The organism is Kurthia senegalensis, from assembly GCF_000285595.1.
GTDB classification, from domain to species: domain Bacteria; phylum Bacillota; class Bacilli; order Bacillales_A; family Planococcaceae; genus Kurthia; species Kurthia senegalensis.
In genome coordinates this window covers 847601-865969 of the sequence record NZ_HE611064.1, presented here as the reverse complement: position 1 = coordinate 865969, position 18369 = coordinate 847601, and the positions used below count along the sequence as shown (strand labels likewise).

The window sequence follows — 18369 nt, the reverse complement described above, 5'->3', positions numbered from 1 at the left end:
TATACTATTGAAGGAAGCAACATCATGATTATGTAAAGAAGTAATAAAATATAGATAAAGAAAGGACTAGGTGAAAATAAATGTTTGATCGCCTACAAGCAGTCGAGGATCGTTATGAACGTTTGAACGAACTTCTAAGTGACCCAGATATCGTATCTGATTCAAAAAAATTAGCGCAGTTTTCAAAAGAGCAATCTGATATTCAAGAAACAGTTACTGTTTACCGTGAATACAAATCAATCAAAGAGCAAATCGAAGAAACAAAAGAATTAATCGAGATTGAAGAAGATGCTGAAATGAAGGAAATGGAGCAAGAAGAGTTAAAAGAACTTGATGCTCAAATCCCTGCGTTAGAAGAAAAAATGAAAGTATTATTAATTCCAAAAGACCCGAACGATGGTAAAAATATTATCATGGAAATTCGTGGTGCAGCTGGTGGCGACGAAGCAGCATTATTCGCAAACTCACTATTCCGTATGTATAGTAAATATGCAGAAACACAAGGTTGGAAAACAGAAATCGTTTCTGCAAACCCAACAGAATTAGGTGGCTATAAAGAGATCGTTATTATGATTTCTGGTAGCGATGTTTATTCTAAATTGAAATATGAAAACGGTGCACACCGTGTACAACGTGTTCCTGAAACGGAATCACAAGGCCGTGTTCATACATCTACAGCGACAGTAGTCGTTATGCCTGAAGCAGCAGAAGTAGAACTTGATTTACAAGATAAAGATATCCGTGTCGATATTTATCACGCATCAGGTGCCGGTGGTCAGCACGTCAATAAAACAGCATCAGCTGTTCGTATGACGCATATTCCAACAGGCGTTGTCGTTGCGATGCAAGATGAACGTTCTCAACTTAAAAACCGTGAAAAAGCGATGAAAATCCTTCGTGCACGTGTTTACGATAAGTTACAACAAGAAGAACAATCTAAATACGATGCAGAACGTAAATCAGCTGTTGGGACAGGTGACCGCTCTGAACGTATTCGTACGTACAACTATCCTCAAAACCGCGTAACAGATCACCGTATCGGTTTAACAATCCAAAAATTAGACCAAATCATTGACGGTAAATTAGAAGACGTCATCGATGCGTTAATTATGGAAGAACAAGCTCAAAAATTGGATGCCTTAAATGAACAACGATTCTAAGCGAGTTTTTGAAGCCCTTGATTGGGCTTCTTCTATTTTAGAAGCTCATGATCGTGAAGCAAATGCCGCCAAAATTTTAATGCAATACGTACTGCATATCGACTATACGAATTTAGTTATGAGTATGCGTGATGAACTGTCACAAGATGTGTTGGCAGAATTCGAACATGTTATTCAAATGCATATTGATGGTATGCCTGTACAATATATTACAAAAACAGAACAGTTTTATGGACGTGATTTTTACGTAGATGAAGCGGTGCTAATTCCAAGACCCGAAACGGAAGAACTTGTACACTATACGCTACAACGGATCGATCGATTATTCGGGGAACAGCCAATTGAATTGGCAGATATCGGCACCGGCAGTGGCGCTATAGCGATTTCAATGAAATGCGAACGTCCTGTAACAAATGTGACAGCGACGGATCTTTCAGAAGCTGCATTAGAAGTAGCAAAACGAAATGCTATAGCATTAGATGCACAAATTCAGTTTTTACAAGGGGATTTGACAGCACCATTACAACATAAAAAATGGGACGTAATTTTATCGAATCCACCATACATCGCTTTCGATGAAGTGGATGTGATGGATGAAACGGTCATTAAACATGAACCGCATACAGCCTTATTTGCAGAAGAACAAGGTTTACAACTTTATCGCAAATTAGCGGAACAACTACCGGCGATGATGAATGAACGTGCATTAATTGGCGTCGAAATCGGTTATTTACAAGGAGAAGCCGTGGCAACATTTTTCCGTCAGCACTTCCCGAAAGCAACCGTCGACATCGTCAAAGATATGTTCGGGCAAGACCGTATCGTATTTTGTGAATTAAACAATTAACTAGCAATTGTCCAAAAAAGGAGGACAAACCTTTTTTGGAAGGAGGAAATGATCAAAATGGAAACAAAACGAGTAATCGTAGATGGAACAGAAAACCTTGCATTCGATGAAGCGGTCGCTTTATTAAAAGCAGGAGAAGTCGTTGCTTTCCCAACGGAAACCGTATACGGCTTAGGTGGCATTGCTACGGATGACGATGCTGTATCAAAAATTTATGGCGCAAAAGGTCGCCCATCTGATAATCCACTTATCGTGCATATCGGCTCTTTTGAACAATTGGACCGCTATGTCGAGGATCTTTCAGAAAAAGCAAAAGCTTGTATGAAAGCTTTTTGGCCGGGTCCACTAACGGTCATTTGCAAAGTAAAACCAGGAACGCTTTCGACGAAAGTAACCGCTGGGCTTGATACGGTCGGTATTCGTATGCCGAACCATCCTGTTGCACTTCGATTACTTCGCCAACTAGACGAACCTGTTGCTGCGCCGAGTGCGAATACGAGCGGTAAACCGAGTCCGACAGAAGGCATCCATGTTGAAGAAGATTTGAAAAGTCGAATTCCTCTTATTTTAGATGGTGGTGCTACAGGCATCGGTGTTGAATCAACAGTCATCGATTTAACACTTGAGACACCGACCATTCTTCGTCCAGGTGGTATTACGAAAGAAATGTTCGAACAATTAATCGGTCCCGTAAATGAACCAACACATATCGAACAAAAAGCCGGAGCGCCAAAAGCACCCGGTATGAAATATACACACTATGCACCGAATGCGCCGGTCTATCAAATCCAATGTGATGAACAACTAGTACAAGAAGCCATCACAGACCTGCGTGCAAAAGGAAATAAAATTGCTCTTCTTGCACCCGATGCGTTTCAACAACTAGGAGCCGATTGGTTCTTTACATTTGGAGACGGAAGCCATGAGCAAATGGCCGCTCACCTTTATGATGCCCTTCGCTCTTGTAATAGTACGAATGCAGACATCGTACTTGCAACAGTGACAGATCGCTCAGGTGTTGGTTCTGCCATTATGAACCGACTTGAAAAATCTGCGGGTGGACATTGGTATCAAAAATAATAAAGCTCGTTTAAAAATATTAAACTGAGACATAAGTAAATAATTCAGTTTTTAGTAGAGGAGGGGATGCCAAGTTCGGCGTCACCCCCTCTATTTTTATACGTGATACTTTTGCACTCTCGCGAAAAGCGTCGTCCGAAATGGAGAATAACGGCTGTCTAGCAGACGAAAAAAGACATTCACGATTTTATTCCAATGGAACGGACCTAAAAATCTGAGACAACATAAAAAGAAAAAGACACTTTCAAAGGGATCAAATCTTTGGAAGTGTTTTTTGATGGAAAAAATATTCATACGAAATAAAAAGGAAAGTGATGAAGATGAAATGATGAACGTATGTGGAATTAAAAATGATAGTCAACTTTATCAATGGTGAAGTGGTATGAAAACAGGGAGTTGCATTGTTTATAACAACTAATCGGTAAACAAGATCGTATGGAAAAGGAACGTTTGAAGAAAAATTAATTGAAACGTTCCATGTCATGCCCCAGGAAAGCGTCCGTCAAATTTGGCTTAAAAGAAGCATCTTTTTCACTGTCTCACTTTCGTAGGTCAGTTCCAATCATGACGACTGATTCCATCACTTCCTTTTGCTATTTTATTTAGTCCTGACAAAGCGAATAGTAGTACTAAAATGATTTGTAAAACTCATAAAAAGATAGACATATGAAATAAACTCTTTTGCTTTTTGAATTCACTTTATTTTAAAATAGTAGTGTCAATTGAGGAAGTAGGTACGTAAATGTGCCGTAGTATTCTAAAAGATACTTACTTTGTTGAAATGAGTGAATGGCATGACGACAAAGCCAAATGAATGACACTCGAAAAAGTGCAATAGTGGAATAAAAGCAGCGCTAGACACCATTGTAGGAAAACGGAAGCTGATTATTTTATTTCATTTAATTTTGAGTGAACAACTACGATTTAGTAAATTGTGGCGAGTGACTCCATTCATTACAAAAAATAGTAACGAGCCAACTGAGAAAATTAGCAGATCATGACATCGTGTATCGGATAATGTACCTGCAAGTTCCCCCGAAAGTAGAGTACTCGATTACGACTTATGATAAGAAGATGGGCCCGGTATTAATTCAAATGCAACAGTGGATACGAAGCATGTTCAACATTTGATGCAAGCGGCAAAGCCAATGCCATTCCAATTGGAAAAATGATTAACTTTACACAATATGTGCATATTTTGTCATAGAATTTGGAAAGAAATTCACGCTTTTCTATGTTTTTTGACCTAATATGACTTATAATAATCACAAAGAGTGAGAATGTGAATGAGGTGAATAAAATGAACATTTATTTCGTTTGTACGGGAAATACGTGCAGAAGCCCGATGGCGGAAGCAATTTTGAGAGCGAAGAAGTTAGTAGGTGTTGATGTGAAATCAGCCGGGATTTACGCAACGAATGGCAATCAAATGTCCATCGGTTCATCGACGGTTTTGGAAGAGGAACAAATGTCGATGCCTCACGAAAGCTCATCTGTCACAGAAGAAAACGTTCGTTGGGCGGATTTGATTTTAACGATGACGACTTCGCATAAACGTGCATTTATGGACGTCTATCCATTTGCGGCAGATAAGACATTCACGCTAAGAGAATACGTTCGAAACGAAGTAGGAGATATTCCAGATCCGTACGGTGGCTCGATTGAGGATTATCGTGAAACGTTTCGAGTAATGAAACAATTAATTGATCAATTAGAGAGAAAGATTCGATAGGGGGATCCAGATGGAGAAGCGTGTGAAATTTGGTTTGCGAAAGAAATTAATCGTTTTTGTAGTAGCGTTAGCAATTGCAACGTACAGTGCAAGTTTTATTTTTATTGAGTATATTCAACCGGCTTTTTTGCGAATACGAGCCGACAAGTTTTTGAAATGATTACGTATACACTTGGGATCATTTGGTCGGGCATACTAGCGGCTATTTTCGGTATCATTTTAGTTAAACCGTTACAGCAACTTGAAAAAGTAGCGAATGAAGCGGCGAAGGGGAATATTTCACAAGAAGTAGAATTGCCGAAAACGAGAGATGAGATGCATTCCCTTGCGGTTGCATTTCAAATGATGCTCGGGAACTTACGTCAAATGGTAACGCATATTGAAGAAAATTTTGAAATGACGAATCGCTCTGTAGAGTTATTATCAAAAGAAGCGGAAGATGCTTCACGCCAAACGTCGGCCATTTCGTATACGATTGCACAAATTTCTGATGGGGCAGAACATTCTTCTGATGCCGTCCAACGAACAGCGATTTCTTTAGATGATGTGAAAGATATGGCAAGTTCTGTTAACGGGCACGTTGAATTATCAAACACGACTTCGAAACAAATGGTGAACGAATTATCGAGTGCGACAGAACAAATTAATTTATTAGTAAGCGGCGTGCAACGGATGGTTGATAGCAACCGACAATCGCTTGGTGGCATTTTGCAATTAGAAAAAAATGCATCTGAAATTGAAAACATTATTCAATTGGTAAGTGCCATTGCAGATCAAACGAATCTATTAGCATTGAATGCATCGATTGAAGCAGCACGTGCCGGTGAGCATGGGAAAGGTTTTGCCGTCGTTGCCGAAGAAGTCCGTAAGTTAGCAGATGAAAGTTCAGAAGCGGCGAAAAACGTTACAGACTTAATTCAACAAATGCAAAGCGGTGTAAAAGCGGTCGTTGAAACGATGCATGAACAAGTAACAGCGACAGAAGAAGAAGTTGCTCGCGTATCGACGACGACGGAAGCTGTAGACGGAATGACGGTGATGATTCATGAAATGGCGAAGTCTGTTTCTGAAATTTCAAGTCTAGTTGAACAACAAATGACGACGATTGAACAAACGGTGAATCAGTCTCAAGAAGTCGCAGCGATTGCAGAAGAAACATCTGCAGGTGCCGAAGAAGTTCGAGCGGCGACAGAAGAGCAGGTCAATGTAATTGAAGAGATGAATCAACTAACGACGCATTTGAAACAACAAGCGAATGAGTTGTACGACGTCATTAAAAAATTTAATTAAATAACGTATGAACAGACTCGAAGCTACAGCATCATAGTAGCTTCGAGTTTTTTAATGTTTTAATTACCGTATTCGTACATTTTCCACCTATACAGCGAATCGTAAATTTGTTAAAATACGAATTATAATGATTTTCAAATCATTTATAAGTGTTATTTTATTTTAAATACATACATTTTAAAGTAAAATACTTTAAATGTTCGTTTTTAAAGATAACTTCCAACTTATCTTTCTATTTAAATTCATGTCATTCTTTTAAAATAAGTGGTACACTGATTTTGACTAGATTAAAGAAATGAGGGATAACTGTGAAAATTGCAATCGCATCTGATCACGGTGGTAACAACTTACGTAAAGAAATTAAAGGTTTACTTGAACAAAAAGGCTATGAATACACAGATTTCGGACCAAAAGACGACAACTCTGTAGACTATCCTGACTACGCAACTCCTGTTGCTGAAGGTGTAGCGAGTGGCGAATTTGATAAAGGGATTTTAATTTGTGGTACAGGCATTGGTATGTCGATCGCAGCGAATAAAGTAAAAGGTATTCGTTGTGCATTAGTACACGATACATTCTCTGCAAAAGCAACACGTTGTCACAATGATTCAAATGTCATCGCAATGGGTGAACGCGTTATTGGTGCTGGTTTAGCATTAGAAATCGTTGAAACATGGTTATCTACAGATTTTGAAGGCGGTCGTCACGAACGTCGCGTCAGCAAAATCGCTGAAATCGAAGCGAAAAACTAAGAGGTGAAAAATATGACTCTACAACAAATCGAAACACAACTAACGACTTTGCTCGATGAATTTGTAGAACAAGCACCTCTTAAAAAAGGCCAACTGTTCGTCATCGGGTGTTCTACTTCAGAAGTAAAAGGCGAAAAAATCGGCACTGCAGGCGGTATGGAAATTGCGGAAGCACTTTTCAAACCACTTCAAGCATTTGCTGACAAACATGGTATTTATTTAGCGTTCCAAGGATGCGAACATTTAAACCGTGCCCTTACACTCGAAAGAGAAGCAGCAGAAAAATTCGGCTACGAAGAAGTGGCAGTCGTACCTGTACGAAAAGCGGGGGGCTCTATGTCTACTTATGCTTATCGTCATTTGAAGGACGCTGTTGTCGTAGAAGAAATTCAAGCGCATGCGGGAATCGATATCGGTCAAACGTTAATCGGTATGCATTTGAAACGTGTTGCTGTACCAATCCGAACGTCCGTAAAACAAATAGGGGATGCGGTCGTGACGGCAGCAAAAACACGCCCGAAATTAATCGGTGGCGAACGTGCCGTTTATACGTTAGAAACATCTAATTAAGATGTTCAAATAAATAGATCATTAGATTTTAGGGGGAAAAGAGTAATGGCAAAACTTGCAGCACAAGAAAATTTAAAAGCACAAGATTCAGCAGTATTTGAAGCGATGGAAAAAGAATTTGCACGTCAACAAGCAAACATCGAATTAATCGCATCCGAAAACATCGTTTCAGCGGCCGTTATCGAAGCACAAGGTTCTGTTCTTACGAATAAATACGCAGAAGGTTATCCGGGGAAACGTTACTACGGTGGCTGTGAATTCGTAGACGTCGTTGAAGATATTGCGCGCGATCGTGCAAAACAATTATTCGGTGCAGAACATGTCAATGTTCAACCTCACTCAGGCGCACAAGCGAATATGGCTGTATATTTCACAGTGTTACAACAAGGCGATACCGTTTTAGGTATGAACTTAGCTCACGGTGGACACTTAACACACGGTAGCCCAGTAAACTTCTCTGGCGTTCAATACAATTTTGTTGAATACGGTGTAACGAAAGATACAAACGTAATCGACTACGATGATGTTCGTGCAAAAGCAATCGAACACAAACCGAAATTAATCGTGGCAGGTGCAAGTGCGTACCCTCGTGAAATCGACTTTGCGAAATTCCGTGAAATCGCCGATGAAGTTGGCGCATTATTTATGGTCGACATGGCACATATTGCAGGTTTAGTAGCGGCTGGTTTACATCCAAATCCAGTACCATATGCTGATTTCGTAACGACAACAACACATAAAACATTACGCGGTCCTCGTGGTGGTATGATTTTAACTTCTGAAGAATGGGCGAAGAAAATTGATAAATCAATCTTCCCTGGTATTCAAGGTGGCCCATTAATGCACGTAATAGCAGGTAAAGCAGTTGCTTTCGGTGAAGCATTACAACCTGAATTCAAACAATATGCACAACAAGTTATCAACAATGCAAAAGCATTAGGCGAAACACTTGTTTCAGAAGGTATTGATTTAGTTTCAGGCGGTACAGATAATCACTTACTATTATTAGACGTTCGTTCTTTAGGTTTAACAGGTAAAGTAGCAGAAGCGCTTTTAGATGAAGTGAACATTACAGCAAACAAAAATGGTATCCCATACGATCCAGAAAAACCATTCGTTACTTCAGGCGTTCGTATCGGTACACCTGCTATCACATCTCGCGGTTTCGTAGAAGAAGATATGAAAGAAGTCGGTGCATTAATTGCAGCGGTTCTTAAAAATCCAGAAGACGAAGCGGTTAAAGAAGATGCGAAAGCACGCGTAAAAGCACTAACTGACAAATACCCAATTTACGCATAATCTTCAGTAGTTATGTATATGAAAAATGCCGACGTCGATTGACGATGTCGGCATTTTCTTCGTATAAATTGAAAGAGATCGGTCGGATGGGACTGTATGAAAATGAGTGAACCATTCGTAAATTTTTACTATTAAATAATGAAATGTATGATGAAGAAAAAGTAATAGATTACTCTATAAAATGAATATTTACGTCTTTATGTGTTTTTTCTTCTTCAGATAAAAATGATTAATCGAGATGATGGGAAGACAACAACTAGTAAAAAAATAGGATAATATTCATAAAATAGAAGAACATAAATAATTACACGTATGAAAGCGTTTTTTCTGCTATAATAGGTAAGATAATTATTTATAGGGAGTGTTTAACTTTGGGTAAAGTATACGTCTTTGACCATCCATTAATTCAACACAAATTAACTTTTATTCGTGACAAAAATACAGGTACGAAAGAATTCCGCGAACTTGTAGATGAAGTCGCTACACTTATGGCATTCGAAATTACTCGTGATATGCCTTTAGAAGAAGTAGAAACTGAAACACCAGTCGTTAAAGCAAAAACAAAAGTTTTAGCTGGTAAAAAAATGGCCGTTGTTCCAATTTTACGTGCAGGCTTAGGTATGGTTGACGGTATCTTAAAATTAATTCCAGCTGCTAAAGTCGCTCACATTGGGTTATACCGTGATCCAGAAACTTTAAAACCAGTGGAATACTACGCAAAATTCCCAGCTGACATCGAAGAACGTGACTTTTACGTTGTCGATCCAATGTTAGCAACAGGTGGTTCTGCAATCGAAGCAATCAACTCACTTAAAAAACGTGGCGCAACAAGCATTAAATTCATGTGCTTAATCGCTGCTCCAGAAGGCGTTGATGCATTACTTGCAGCACACCCAGACGTTGATATTTATATCGCAGCTAAAGATGAAAAACTAAACGACCACGGTTACATCGTGCCAGGTTTAGGTGATGCAGGGGACCGTCTATTCGGTACTAAATAATTTTTTTCGGGGTGGTGAAGGAAATGTCGAAATGGAAAGTGATGACCGTTTTTGGTACGAGACCAGAAGCGATTAAAATGGCTCCGCTCGTACTTGAACTAAAAAAAATTCTAACATTGAAACGATTGTGACCGTTACGGCACAACATCGCCAAATGCTTGACCAAGTATTGGAAACGTTTCAAATCGTGCCGGATTACGATTTAAACATTATGAAAAACCGTCAAACATTAATTGATGTAACGACGCGTGGATTAGAAGGTTTAGATTCAATCATGAAAGAGGCACAACCGGATATTGTTTTAGTTCATGGTGATACGTCAACGACATTTGTCGCAAGCCTCGCCGCTTTTTATAACAAAATTCCAGTAGGGCACGTAGAAGCGGGTCTTCGTACAGGGAATAAGTATTCTCCATTCCCAGAAGAAATGAATCGTCAACTAACAGGTGTGTTAGCGGATATTCATTTTGCGCCTACGATGCAAGCAAAGGCAAACTTACTGAAGGAAAATAAGAAAGAAGAAACGATTTTCGTTACGGGGAATACCGCGATTGATGCGTTAAAAACAACAATCACACCTTCTTATTCTAATCCAGTACTTGAAAAGCTTGAAGGACAGCGCGTCATTTTATTAACGGCACATCGACGTGAAAACCTCGGTGAACCGATGCGCCATATCTTTAAGGCGATTCGACGTTTGCTTCATGAACATGAAGATTTGGAAGTCGTTTATCCGATTCATCTAAACCCAGCCGTACGAGAAATCGCAAAAGACGTGCTAGGGGAGGAGAGTCGTGTACATTTGATTGAACCATTAGATGTATTCGATTTCCATAACTTTGCGGCGAAGTCATATATGATTATGACGGATTCTGGTGGTGTACAAGAAGAGGCACCTTCTCTCGGAAAGCCAGTTCTCGTTTTACGAGATACGACAGAACGTCCAGAAGGGATTGAAGCTGGTACATTGAAACTAACGGGTACAGATGAAGAGACGATTTATGAAATGGCTTCAGAATTATTAAATAATGAAGAAGCGTATTTACAAATGGCTCACGCATCGAACCCTTATGGCGACGGACACGCATCTGAAAAAATCGTGAAAGCGCTAATTAGTTTTCTAAAATAATAATTAAGTGAATGAAAAGACAGTTTTTCTTGCTTCATGTCATAAAAAAACTAGGTGACGTATTTTAAAAACGTTGATATAACAACGTTTTTAAAAAATACACATATTTGTCAACAAATCGACAAATGTTATACACTTCTCAAGTTTTTGGGCATAAGCAATTGACATGAAATATTCACTATTGTATGCTAACAAAGGGTAAAATGATAAGGCTATGATGGCTCTACTATATCTTTCGTTTCCGAATAGGCCAGTAGAAGAACGCTTTTGTTTCAACTTTTGTTTCAAATAGACTGTTCTCATATGTTAGTGGCTTTTTTAGACGTTTCAAAGATGTAGTTAGTTCCTTATTATATATAACTTATCTCTCACATATAGGGAATAATTTCGTATTTCCCACCCGCATTTGTAGTTTAACGCTACTTATCCGGTTTATGGCCGGTGGTCAGCTAGTACTTCCATCATTCGAAAATAAGATTCAGGAGATTAAAGACCAATGGTAGAAATGCATCGTATTTATAGAAGGCTTCAAAAGTATATACTTGTGTTCCTTCTCGTATGCGCGTTAGGCTGGAGTTTTACGTCATACCAAACTGTATTCGCAGGCCTCGCAATAGGTGCGCTTTGCGGTCTATTTAACTTTTGGAGTCTCGTCCGAAAGATGGAAAACTTTGGTCGTAGAGTAGAGAAGGGACAAAAGGTTCGTTCTCTAGGAACTCTAATTCGCTTCGCTTCTGCTGTTTTAAGTGTTGCGCTTGCGCTCACTTATCCACAGTATATTAGTGTTGGTAGCACGATCATTGGATTAATGATTCCGTACGTTCTGCTATTAGTGGACAGGATCGTATTTCATTTAAAAAACCAATAAGCTCAGCGCATTCGAAAGAGAGGTGAATACACAGAAATGAATCACTTAAATCCGTATTTTGAGTTTCTTAATTTAGGTTTCAACCCAGCAAACTTAATGATGATTACGATCACAGCAGTAATCGTTTTAATCATTGCTATCGCGGCAACACGTAAGTTGCAAATGAAACCAACTGGAATGCAAAACTTTATGGAGTGGCTTATGGACTTCGTAAAAGGTATTATCGGCAGCAATATGGACTGGAAAACAGGTGGTAAATTCCACGTGTTAGGTATTACGCTTATCATGTTTATTTTCGTAGCAAATATGTTAGGTTTACCTTTCTCAATCCAAGTCGACGGTTACTTATGGTGGAAATCACCAACAGCTGATCCAGCAATTACATTAACTCTAGCTGTAATGATTATTGTTCTTACTAACTACTATGGTGTGAAAGAACAAGGGTTGAAAGGCTATACTAAAACGTTCTTTACACCTATGTGGTGGTTATTCCCAATCAAATTGATTGAAGAATTCGCTAACACGTTAACATTAGGTCTTCGACTTTATGGTAACATCTTCGCAGGTGAAGTACTTTTAGGTTTACTTGCTGGTCTTGCAGGTATGTGGCATGGTGCTGGTATTTTAGCAGCAATCATTCCAACATTAGCTTGGCAAGCTTTCTCTATTTTCATTGGTACAATCCAATCGTACATTTTCGTTATGTTAACAATGGTTTATATGTCTCACAAAGTGAGCAAAGACCATTAGTATAAAAATTGCCTAGGAAACTAGGCAGCTGACACACAAAAAAATTTTATTATTTCCAAGGAGGAAACAATTACAATGACAGGTTTAGGTTTAATCGCAGCAGCATTAGCAGTTGGTTTAGGTGCACTTGGTGCAGGTATTGGTAACGGTCTTATCGTAGGTCGTACAGTAGAAGGTATCGCTCGTCAACCAGAATTAAAAGGTCTTTTACAAACTACTATGTTCATCGGTGTCGCTTTAGTCGAAGCATTACCAATCATCGCAGTAGTAATCGCATTCATCGTAATGAATAAATAATTTCTTACGATTTTTAATGGCGAAGAAATTCTTCGCCATTCATTTATGTTTTAATCACAAGTTAAATTATTTAACTTTCGAATAACATTTACGTTTTTAGAACCAATTTTATAAGCTCTTGAAGGGAGTGAAACAATCGTGTTTCTAGATCATCTAGTATTAGGAGCTGCAGAACACCCTGGCGTAAACTGGGGAGATATCATCTACATGTTAGTAGTGTTTATCGTGTTAATGGCAATCCTGAAAAAAGTAGCATGGGGTCCTTTAATGGGAATCATGCAAAAACGTGAAGAACAAGTTGCGAACGATTTAGACGAGGCTGCAAAAAATCGTCAAGAATCTCAACAACTATTAGAACAACAACGTAGTCTTTTATCTAAAGCACAAGGCGAAGCTCAAGGCATCGTTGAAAATGCTAAAAAACAAGCTGAAATGCAAAAAGAAGAAATTGTTTCAGCAGCTAAAAATGAGGCTGCTCGTTTACAAGAATCTGCTAAACGTGACATTGAAGCTGAAAAAGAAAAAGCTATCGCTGCAGTACGCGGAGAAGTCGTATCACTTTCTGTACTTGCTGCTTCTAAAGTTCTTGCGAAAGAAGTATCTGAAGAAGATAATCGTTCTCTAATTGAAGAAACGATTGCGAAGGCAGGGGAAGCTCGATGAGTCAATCACCGGCGGCTAAACGTTATGCTGAGGCCCTTTTTCAACTAGCACAAAAAAATAATGCTGTTGATGCTGTTTCTACAGACATGGCAGAAATTAAAAAAGTTTTAGAAGAGAACAAAGAACTTATGGTTCTTTTAGATTCTCCTAAAATTACAGCTGAGCAAAAACGTCAAATGTTTGATACACTTTTCGCTGGCGCTCAAACAATCGTCTTAAATGCACTTAAAGTCATTTTAGACAAAGGTCGTATTCATGAATTACCAGCAATCGTTGATGCATTTATGACATTATCATATGATGCTTCTGGCGCTGCTGAAGCAGTTGTTTATTCAACAACTACTTTAACTGAAGACGAATTAACTCGTATCTCTTCTACTTTTGCTAAAAAAGTAGGTAAAGAGAAACTTCATATTACAAATAAAATCGATCCATCATTACTTGGTGGAATTAAAGTACAAGTCGGCAATTTAATTTATGACAGCACTGTTGCTACTAAATTAGAAAGCTTAAAACGTACATTAATCGGCTAATAACCGAAAACAATTTTGAGAGGTGACAAACGTGGGCATCAAAGCTGAAGAAATCAGTGTACTTATTAAACAGCAGATGGAAAATTACCAATCTGAAATGCAAGTAAGCGAAGTAGGTACAATCATCACTATTGGTGACGGTATCGCTCGTGTTCACGGTCTAGATAACGTTATGTCTGGAGAATTATTAGAATTCTCTACTGGCGTTCTTGGTATGGCACAAAACTTAGAAGAAAACAATGTAGGTATTGTTATTCTTGGCTCTAGTGCAGGTATTAAAGAAGGCGACGAAGTAAAACGTACTGGCCGTATTATGGAAGTTCCAGTTGGTGAAGAACTAATTGGTCGTGTAGTAAATACTTTAGGTTTACCAGTTGATGGATTAGGTCCAATCAACACTACTAAAACTCGTCCAATCGAAAGCCCAGCTTTCGGTGTAATGGCTCGTAAATCAGTAGACCAACCTTTACAAACAGGTATTAAAGCAATCGATGCTTTAGTTCCAATCGGTCGTGGTCAACGTGAATTAATCATCGGTGACCGTCAAGTAGGTAAAACATCTGTAGCTGTTGATGCAATCATCAACCAAGCTGACCAAGACGTTGTATGTATCTACGTGGCTATTGGCCAAAAAGAATCTACAGTTCGTAACTTAGTAGAAACTCTACGTGCACACGGTGCTCTAGATTACACTATCGTTCTTACTGCGTCAGCATCTTCTCCATCTCCAATGTTATACTTAGCTCCTTACGCTGGTGTATCAATGGCGGAAGAATTAATGCTACAAGGTAAAGACGTATTAATCGTATATGATGATCTTTCAAAACAAGCAGCAGCTTATCGTGAACTGTCATTACTATTACGTCGTCCTCCAGGTCGTGAAGCTTACCCTGGTGATGTATTCTACTTACACTCTCGTTTATTAGAACGTGCAGCTCGTCTTAACGAAAACTACGGTGGTGGTTCAATCACTGCTTTACCATTCGTTGAAACTCAAGCTGGTGATATCGGTGCATACATCCCAACTAACGTAATCTCTATCACTGATGGACAAATCTTCTTACAATCTAACTTATTCAACTCTGGTGTACGTCCAGCAATCAACCCAGGTCTTTCTGTATCTCGTGTTGGTGGTTCTGCGCAAATCAAAGCTATGAAAAAAGTTGCCGGTACATTACGTCTTGACTTAGCACGTTTCCGTGAATTAGAGTCATTCGCACAATTCGGTTCAGATTTAGATGAAGCTACAACTCGTAGTTTAGAACGTGGTAAACGTACGGTTGAAGTTTTAAAACAAGACTTAAACAAACCAATTCCAGTTCAAAAACAAGTTGCAATCATTTACGCTTTAACTAAAGGTTATTTAGATGATATTCCAGTACAAGATATCGTTCGTTTCGAAAACGAATTCTACCTATGGTTAGACGCTAATGATGCAGGCCACAAAAACATTTTAGGTCAAATTAAAGACACGAAAGCTCTTCCTAAAAACGATGATGATATGAAAGCTACTATCGAAGCATTCAAAAAAGTCTTCGCTCGTACAGCTGAATAATTCGTGGGATTTTAACTAAAATTATAAGGTGGTGAAATATATCAATGGCAACATTACGTGAGGTCAAACAACGTATTAACTCTACGAAGTCTACTTCGAAGATCACGTCAGCAATGCACTTAGTGTCATCTTCTAAGATGTCACGTGCAGAGCGTAACGCGAAAAAATACGTTCCATACATGAATAAAATTCAAGATGTTGTAGCTGCAATCGCTAACGGTACAGCTGCATCTCACCCAATGTTAGTAGAACGTCCAGTTAAGAAGACTGCTTACATCATAATCACTTCTGACCGTGGTCTTGCTGGTGCTTACAATACGAATGCAATTCGTAAAGCGACTACTGCAATGGAAAACCGCAACCAATCGAAAGATCAAGTTGTAATTTTCGCTGCAGGTCGTATAGCATCAGACTTCTTTATGAAACAAGGTTATACAGTAGCTGATTCTGAAATCGGTTTACCAGACCAACCTGCTTTCTCTGACATTAAACGTATTGCTCGTACTGCTGTTGGTATGTTCACAGATGGTCAAGTTGATGAAGTAGTAATGTGTTACGCGCATTTCGAAAATGCCGTTTCACAAGTGTTCATGGAACGCAAATTATTACCAATCACTGATATCGCACCAGCTACTACAAATGCTTCTTACGAATTCGAACCATCAGGTGAAGAAATCTTAGAAGTATTACTTCCACAATATGCGGAAAGCCTAGTATACGGTGCATTATTAGATGCTAAAGCTAGTGAACATGCTGCGCGTATGACAGCAATGAAAAACGCAACAGACAACGCTAAAGAATTAATTAATGATTTAACAGTATTGTATAACCGTGCGCGTCAAGCGGCGATTACACAAGAAATTACAGAAATCGTAGCCGGCGCTGCAGCCTTAGAATAGGCACGCCCTGCATTATAAGCGGATCTGTATATTTTGATAGGAGGGAAACGCATAATGAACACAGGACACGTTCTTCAAATTATGGGTGCTGTAGTCGATGTACAATTCGGCGAAGGCCAATTACCAGAAATTTATAACGCGCTAACTGTAGAAATTAACAAACCTAACGAAGAACCAACTATTCTAACTTTAGAAGTAGCTCTTCATTTAGGTGATAACGCTGTCCGCACAATTGCAATGTCATCAACTGATGGCTTACGTCGTGGTGCAGTTGTAACAGATACAGGTGCTGCAATCTCAGTACCAGTAGGTGAAATTACTCTAGGTCGTGTATTTAACGTACTAGGCGATCCAATCGATTTAGAAGCAGGTAAAGAACCAATCGCTGCTTCTGAACGTCGCGATCCAATTCACCGTGAAGCTCCAAAATTCGATGAATTATCTACTTCAGTAGAAATTCTTGAAACAGGTATCAAAGTAGTCGATTTATTAGCTCCTTACATCAAAGGTGGTAAAGTCGGACTATTCGGTGGTGCCGGTGTTGGTAAAACTGTATTAATCCAAGAATTAATCAACAACATCGCTAAAGGCCACGGTGGTATCTCTGTATTCGCCGGTGTTGGTGAACGTACTCGTGAAGGTAATGACCTTTACTACGAAATGACTGACGCAGGTGTAATTACTAAAACTGCCATGGTATTCGGTCAAATGAATGAGCCACCAGGTGCTCGTATGCGTGTAGCACTTTCTGGTCTTACAATGGCTGAATACTTCCGTGATGAAATGGGACAAGACGTTCTATTATTCATAGATAACATTTTCCGTTTCACTCAAGCAGGTTCTGAGGTTTCTGCATTATTAGGTCGTATGCCTTCTGCTGTAGGTTACCAACCAACTCTTGCTACTGAAATGGGTAAATTACAAGAACGTATTACATCTACTAACAAAGGTTCTGTTACTTCTATTCAAGCGGTATACGTACCAGCCGATGACTACACTGACCCGGCTCCAGCTACGACTTTCGCTCACTTAGACTCAACAACTAACCTTGAACGTAAATTATCTGAAATGGGTATCTACCCTGCGGTTGACCCATTAGCTTCAACTTCTCGTGCATTAGCACCTGAAATCGTTGGTCAAGAACACTACGACGTAGCTCGTAAAGTTCAATCAACATTACAACGCTACCATGAATTACAAGATATCATCGCTATCTTAGGTATGGATGAATTATCTGATGAAGATAAATTAACTGTACACCGCGCTCGTCGTGTACAATTCTTCTTATCTCAAAACTTCCACGTAGCAGAACAATTCACTGGTCAAAAAGGTTCTCTTGTTGCCGTGAAAGATACTGTACAAGGTTTCAAAGAAATCCTTGAAGGTAAATACGATAAATTCCCTGAAGAAGCATTCCACTTAGTTGGTAATATGGATGATGTTATCGAAAAAGCTAAAAGCTTAGGCGTAACACTTTAATAATAGGGACTAGGAGGAAGAAAATATGAAGACCACTGTAGTCAACATTGTCACTCCTGACGGTCCAGTATACGATTCAGAAGCTTCAATGGTAAGTGTTCGTGCTACTTCTGGTGAAATGGGGATCTTACCAGGTCACATTCCAACAGTTGCACCACTTGCTATTGGTGTTGTACGTGTGAAAACACCGGACAACAAAACTGAATTAGTAGCAGTTAGCGGCGGTTTCGTAGAGATCCGTGCTGAACAAGTTACTATTTTAACTCCTTCTGCAGAAGTTGCCGATTCTATTGACCTTGCTCGTGCAAAAGAAGCACTTAAACGTGCTGAACAACGCGTTCAAGCGAAACAAGAAGGCATCGATGTGAAACGTGCTGAGTTATCACTTAACCGCGCAATCAATCGTATCAACGTTAAAGAGGGTAATCTTTAAGCTTTGCTTATTGATCATAAAAAAGCGAGTAG

General features: G+C 39.2%; 20 protein-coding genes and 1 pseudogene. All 21 read left to right on the top strand.

What is annotated here, in order from left to right:
• Positions 1–80 precede the first annotated feature (80 nt).
• Positions 81–1160: a peptide chain release factor 1 gene (prfA, locus tag KSHG_RS04540; protein WP_010302470.1), complete on the top strand. Its 1080-nt coding sequence runs from the start codon at positions 81–83 to the stop codon at positions 1158–1160.
• Positions 1144–2007: a peptide chain release factor N(5)-glutamine methyltransferase gene (gene prmC / locus KSHG_RS04535; protein WP_010302469.1), complete on the top strand. Its 864-nt coding sequence runs from the start codon at positions 1144–1146 to the stop codon at positions 2005–2007. Before prfA ends, prmC begins: the two co-directional genes overlap by 17 nt.
• A 57-nt stretch (positions 2008–2064) precedes the next feature.
• Entirely contained in the window at positions 2065–3087 is a 1023-nt protein-coding gene (locus KSHG_RS04530; protein WP_010302463.1) for an L-threonylcarbamoyladenylate synthase, read from the top strand.
• 1017 nt (positions 3088–4104) lie between these two features.
• On the top strand, positions 4105–4218 hold the full coding sequence (locus KSHG_RS19085; RefSeq protein WP_315970506.1) for a winged helix-turn-helix transcriptional regulator: 114 nt from the start codon (positions 4105–4107) through the stop codon (positions 4216–4218).
• A 169-nt stretch (positions 4219–4387) separates the two neighbouring features.
• Positions 4388–4819 (top strand): low molecular weight protein arginine phosphatase, encoded by a 432-nt coding sequence (locus tag KSHG_RS04520; RefSeq protein ID WP_010302461.1) that lies wholly within the window; start codon positions 4388–4390, stop codon positions 4817–4819.
• A 10-nt stretch (positions 4820–4829) separates the two neighbouring features.
• On the top strand, positions 4830–4979 hold the full coding sequence (locus KSHG_RS19080) for a hypothetical protein (RefSeq protein WP_010302458.1): 150 nt from the start codon (positions 4830–4832) through the stop codon (positions 4977–4979).
• On the top strand, positions 4976–6109 hold the full coding sequence (locus tag KSHG_RS16145) for a methyl-accepting chemotaxis protein (RefSeq protein WP_010302456.1): 1134 nt from the start codon (positions 4976–4978) through the stop codon (positions 6107–6109). The genes KSHG_RS19080 and KSHG_RS16145 overlap by 4 nt, the downstream gene beginning before the upstream one ends.
• A gap of 308 nt (positions 6110–6417) precedes the next feature.
• Positions 6418–6861, top strand: a complete 444-nt coding sequence (gene rpiB, locus KSHG_RS04510; RefSeq protein ID WP_010302455.1) for a ribose 5-phosphate isomerase B — start codon at positions 6418–6420, stop codon at positions 6859–6861.
• A gap of 12 nt (positions 6862–6873) precedes the next feature.
• Positions 6874–7431: a TIGR01440 family protein gene (locus KSHG_RS04505; RefSeq protein WP_010302453.1), complete on the top strand. Its 558-nt coding sequence runs from the start codon at positions 6874–6876 to the stop codon at positions 7429–7431.
• A 45-nt stretch (positions 7432–7476) separates the two neighbouring features.
• The gene (glyA, locus tag KSHG_RS04500; RefSeq protein ID WP_010302450.1) at positions 7477–8730 is read left to right on the top strand and encodes a serine hydroxymethyltransferase; all 1254 of its coding nucleotides are present in this window, start codon (positions 7477–7479) and stop codon (positions 8728–8730) included.
• A gap of 371 nt (positions 8731–9101) precedes the next feature.
• A complete protein-coding gene (upp, locus tag KSHG_RS04495; protein ID WP_010302448.1) occupies positions 9102–9731 on the top strand; it encodes a uracil phosphoribosyltransferase in 630 nt (209 codons plus the stop codon).
• Positions 9732–9754: 23 nt separating this feature from the next.
• Positions 9755–10860: pseudogene (gene wecB / locus KSHG_RS16140) on the top strand (non-hydrolyzing UDP-N-acetylglucosamine 2-epimerase).
• A gap of 496 nt (positions 10861–11356) precedes the next feature.
• The gene (locus tag KSHG_RS04485) at positions 11357–11728 is read left to right on the top strand and encodes an ATP synthase subunit I (RefSeq protein WP_010302440.1); all 372 of its coding nucleotides are present in this window, start codon (positions 11357–11359) and stop codon (positions 11726–11728) included.
• Between the two features lie 36 nt (positions 11729–11764).
• Positions 11765–12478: a F0F1 ATP synthase subunit A gene (atpB, locus tag KSHG_RS04480; protein WP_010302437.1), complete on the top strand. Its 714-nt coding sequence runs from the start codon at positions 11765–11767 to the stop codon at positions 12476–12478.
• A gap of 75 nt (positions 12479–12553) precedes the next feature.
• Entirely contained in the window at positions 12554–12775 is a 222-nt protein-coding gene (gene atpE / locus KSHG_RS04475; protein ID WP_010302434.1) for a F0F1 ATP synthase subunit C, read from the top strand.
• Positions 12776–12913: 138 nt separating this feature from the next.
• Positions 12914–13438: a F0F1 ATP synthase subunit B gene (atpF, locus tag KSHG_RS04470; RefSeq protein ID WP_010302431.1), complete on the top strand. Its 525-nt coding sequence runs from the start codon at positions 12914–12916 to the stop codon at positions 13436–13438.
• Entirely contained in the window at positions 13435–13971 is a 537-nt protein-coding gene (locus KSHG_RS04465) for a F0F1 ATP synthase subunit delta (protein ID WP_010302428.1), read from the top strand. Before atpF ends, KSHG_RS04465 begins: the two co-directional genes overlap by 4 nt.
• A 31-nt stretch (positions 13972–14002) precedes the next feature.
• Complete coding sequence (atpA, locus tag KSHG_RS04460) at positions 14003–15526, top strand: F0F1 ATP synthase subunit alpha (protein WP_010302425.1); 1524 nt, start codon at positions 14003–14005, stop codon at positions 15524–15526.
• Between the two features lie 44 nt (positions 15527–15570).
• Complete coding sequence (gene atpG / locus KSHG_RS04455; RefSeq protein WP_010302422.1) at positions 15571–16425, top strand: ATP synthase F1 subunit gamma; 855 nt, start codon at positions 15571–15573, stop codon at positions 16423–16425.
• 54 nt (positions 16426–16479) lie between these two features.
• Positions 16480–17904, top strand: coding sequence for a F0F1 ATP synthase subunit beta (atpD, locus tag KSHG_RS04450; RefSeq protein WP_010302420.1), 1425 nt, complete (start codon positions 16480–16482; stop codon positions 17902–17904).
• 25 nt (positions 17905–17929) lie between these two features.
• Positions 17930–18337 carry a F0F1 ATP synthase subunit epsilon gene (locus KSHG_RS04445; RefSeq protein ID WP_010302417.1) on the top strand — a complete coding sequence of 136 codons (408 nt, stop codon included), beginning with the start codon at positions 17930–17932 and terminating at the stop codon, positions 18335–18337.
• Positions 18338–18369 lie beyond the last annotated feature (32 nt).

Coding starts and splice junctions, on each gene's coding strand:
- prfA (WP_010302470.1), top strand. CDS start 81: ATGTTTGATCGCCTACAAGCAGTCGAGGATCGTTATGAACGTTTGAAC.
- KSHG_RS16145 (WP_010302456.1), top strand. CDS start 4,976: ATGATTACGTATACACTTGGGATCATTTGGTCGGGCATACTAGCGGCT.
- KSHG_RS19080 (WP_010302458.1), top strand. CDS start 4,830: ATGGAGAAGCGTGTGAAATTTGGTTTGCGAAAGAAATTAATCGTTTTT.
- prmC (WP_010302469.1), top strand. CDS start 1,144: ATGAACAACGATTCTAAGCGAGTTTTTGAAGCCCTTGATTGGGCTTCT.
- KSHG_RS04520 (WP_010302461.1), top strand. CDS start 4,388: ATGAACATTTATTTCGTTTGTACGGGAAATACGTGCAGAAGCCCGATG.
- KSHG_RS04445 (WP_010302417.1), top strand. CDS start 17,930: ATGAAGACCACTGTAGTCAACATTGTCACTCCTGACGGTCCAGTATAC.
- glyA (WP_010302450.1), top strand. CDS start 7,477: ATGGCAAAACTTGCAGCACAAGAAAATTTAAAAGCACAAGATTCAGCA.
- KSHG_RS04530 (WP_010302463.1), top strand. CDS start 2,065: ATGGAAACAAAACGAGTAATCGTAGATGGAACAGAAAACCTTGCATTC.
- atpG (WP_010302422.1), top strand. CDS start 15,571: ATGGCAACATTACGTGAGGTCAAACAACGTATTAACTCTACGAAGTCT.
- KSHG_RS04485 (WP_010302440.1), top strand. CDS start 11,357: ATGGTAGAAATGCATCGTATTTATAGAAGGCTTCAAAAGTATATACTT.
- atpD (WP_010302420.1), top strand. CDS start 16,480: ATGAACACAGGACACGTTCTTCAAATTATGGGTGCTGTAGTCGATGTA.
- atpB (WP_010302437.1), top strand. CDS start 11,765: ATGAATCACTTAAATCCGTATTTTGAGTTTCTTAATTTAGGTTTCAAC.
- KSHG_RS04505 (WP_010302453.1), top strand. CDS start 6,874: ATGACTCTACAACAAATCGAAACACAACTAACGACTTTGCTCGATGAA.
- KSHG_RS04465 (WP_010302428.1), top strand. CDS start 13,435: ATGAGTCAATCACCGGCGGCTAAACGTTATGCTGAGGCCCTTTTTCAA.
- KSHG_RS19085 (WP_315970506.1), top strand. CDS start 4,105: ATGTACCTGCAAGTTCCCCCGAAAGTAGAGTACTCGATTACGACTTAT.
- atpE (WP_010302434.1), top strand. CDS start 12,554: ATGACAGGTTTAGGTTTAATCGCAGCAGCATTAGCAGTTGGTTTAGGT.